The following is a 2,824-nucleotide window of genomic DNA, read 5'->3' on the forward strand; positions in this document are numbered from 1 at the left end:
GGCTAGATCAATGAACGACATGGTTCCTCCGATCAGGCGTTAGCGGGTTTGGCCCGGGACATAGCTGAAGCCAAGGGTAACGCGGATGTTGTGCACGGTCGTCTCGGGCGCGGGCAGTCCCGGATCTTCGGCGCCAGGGAATCGGCAGCCGCGTTCCGGCTGGCAGTTGCGGTGCTCGGGCCGGATGGGGTTCAGCTCTTCGCGGTCGAGGTCGGTGTAGATCAGGTCGCGAGCGTCGAGCTGCAGCCCGGCATTGCCGGTGAGGGCCAGGCGGATGCCGCCGCCGGCCGCGAACATGAGGCCGCTGACGCGGCCGAAGCCGTCGTTGGCGTTGCCCTCGAGGTAGATCGAGTAGCCGCCGGCGCCGCCGGTCAGGTAGGGTCCGACCTGGTTGCCGGGGAGCAGGTCAACGAGCAGGCTGCCGCCGTAGTGCAGCACATTGAGGCGCTGCCCCACGTTGTAGACGCGGCTGCTGTCCGGGCCGAAGTCGAGGGCCGCGACGAAGAAGCGGCCATCGCTCTTCGAGTACACGTAGTCGGCGCTGGGGCCGATGGCGATGCGCGGCGTGAGGTAGTACAGCGCTTCGAGACCGGCCGTGGCGCCGGTTTCGAGGGCGCTGGCGTCGGCGTATAGCACCGACCCGCCGCGCAGGTTCACCGACCAGGAGCGGGCGGCGTTCTGCGCGTGCAGCGTGGCCGGTGCAGCCGCCAGGAGCGTGGCCAGGCTGGCCACCCAGGATCGCATATTCATTGGTCAGCCTTCCTATGCCGGGGTCGGAGGACGTCGCCCCCGGTCCCGGCTTCCGGTTAGAACCTGAGCTGCAGGCTGAAGACCTGGACGTTCTCCAGGTCCGCCATGTCCGTGTACGCGTAGTCGAAGGACAGCTTGCCCAGCCCGCCGAGCGGCAGTGTCACGCCGCCGCCGAAGGCTGCGCCGTGGCTGAAGTCGCGCTCGATCTGCGCCTCGTTGGCCCAGCGCTTCCCGACGCGCAGGAAGGCGAGGTTACGGAAGCCGTACTCGAAGCCGACCGCGGTCTGCAGGTCGGTGTCAATGGCGTCGTTCAGGTCCCACACCAGGCGCAGCGACTGGTCGGGGTTGGGCGCGATGATGGCCGCCGCATCCCCGATCAAGTCCGCGACCACGCTGAAGCGGAAGGCGGTGGGGAGCTGCACCTCCTGAGTGCCGGCCCGGAGGTCAATGTCGCGGACGAAGTCCCCGACCTGGCTCTCGGAGCCTCCCGTGCTGATACGCCGGTTCAGCTCCTTGCCCTCCATGCGGCCCGAGGAGCCGACATTCTGGAGGCTGGCTCCCAGCGTGATGCCGTAGAGGCCGGTGTGGAAGATGGTCCCGAGATCGAAGGCAAGGAAGTCGGCCTTGGCTTCGGGGATCCCCTCCTCGATGTACTTGACGGCGCCGCCGACAATGAGCCGGTCGGTGATGGGCCGGGCGAAGTGCGCGCCCACGGCCAGGCTGCGCCACTCGAAGTCCGTGCGCAGGGGGTCGGTATCGCCGACCCGGCCGTTGGCCTGCATGTACCCCGAGTTGGGGAAGGCTTCGTTGGTCCAGGGCATCTCGCCGCTGGACAGCGTGTTCACGCTGATGCCCAGGCGGCTGAGCCCGACGGGGAGGACCACGCCGGCAAAGGTGTGGTTGATGTCCAGGTCCTGGTAGAGCGAGGTCTGGGTGACGCCGACGGCGAAGCCGTCGATCTGGCCGATGCCCGCGCTGTTCCAGTAGAGGGCGCTGATGTCATCGGCCAGCGCAGAGTAGGCGCCTCCCAGCGCCTGGGCGCGGGCGCCCACGCCCAGGCTGAGGAAGGTGGCGCCGCGTGTTCCCGTGCGCGTGGTGGGCAGCGTCGGATCCGTGGTCAGGACGTCCTGCGCCCCGAGCGGCATCCCGCCCAGCGCCACCAGCGCCAGCACGAGCCAGGGTATACGCCTCATGAGCGGTCTCCTCTCGCGGTTAGCGGATAATGACGAACTTGCCCATCTTGCGCTGACCCTTGGACTCGATCACGAAGACGTAGAGTCCGTAGGCCAGCTCGAGCTGCTCCCGGCTCTGCATGTCCCAATCGAGATCGCCACCCTTGAGATCGTCCGCCGTGTAGTTGATCTCCTGGATGAACCGCCCGGCCAGGTCGAAGATGCGGATGCGGCCATCGGGCGGCAGATTGGTGAACTTCAGGACCCGGGCGCCCGCAGCGCGCTCGTAGCCCGAGGCGAAGATGTAGGGGTTGGGCACCACGTGGACGTTATCCAGATCCACGGTCCCGGCGGCCGCGACGTCCTGCGCGCTGACCGCGGGCACGACCTCGAAGCGCAGGTCCTCGCCGCCCCGGAAGGGCACGAAGTAATTCACCTGCTGCGTGGTGCCCGCGGCGCGGACGGCGGTGTAGCCGGAGTTGGATGTGCCGCCGAAGGTCGGGTCGCAGGAGTTGCGCACGTTGACGCAGCCCAGGACGACCTTGAAGGTGGCGACGGGTACGGTCTCCGTCTCCGGCTGACCGTTGGCGCCGATCACGGTGCGGCCCTGCGCATCCTTCTTCTCGCGTGTCACCGTTTCGACGAAGTGCAGCACGTCACCCGGCGCCCAGAAGCCAGCCGGGACAGCGACCCGCAGCGTGTCCGAGCCCTGGCCCATCAGGACGGAATCCTGGTGCTGGGTCACCAGCACGGTGACGTTGCGGCTGTTGAAGCTCAGGTTCTTGACCGAGAAGGGGAGGCTGTAGCTCTTCAGGTCCTTGGCGGCCAGGGTGACGGTCGCATCCGCCGCCTTGACCAGCTTGAGCAGGGTCGTGTCCGCACTGGACTTCGAGCCCTCGCCC

General features: G+C 67.8%; 3 protein-coding genes. All 3 read right to left on the bottom strand.

Translation table 11 applies throughout. The features are described 5' to 3' along the window. Window positions 1-39: 39 nt before the first annotated feature. Window positions 40-750: an outer membrane beta-barrel protein gene (locus HY703_13635; protein ID MBI4546235.1), complete on the bottom strand. Its 711-nt coding sequence runs from the start codon at window positions 748-750 to the stop codon at window positions 40-42. A 56-nt stretch (window positions 751-806) separates the two neighbouring features. Next, window positions 807-1,943 (bottom strand): PorV/PorQ family protein, encoded by a 1,137-nt coding sequence (locus tag HY703_13640; protein ID MBI4546236.1) that lies wholly within the window; start codon window positions 1,941-1,943, stop codon window positions 807-809. A 19-nt stretch (window positions 1,944-1,962) separates the two neighbouring features. Beyond that, window positions 1,963-2,824: T9SS type A sorting domain-containing protein (locus HY703_13645; protein MBI4546237.1), on the bottom strand; the 862-nt coding region annotated here is incomplete at its 5' end.

This window comes from Gemmatimonadota bacterium (assembly GCA_016209965.1).
GTDB lineage: Bacteria > Gemmatimonadota > Gemmatimonadetes > Longimicrobiales > RSA9 > JACQVE01.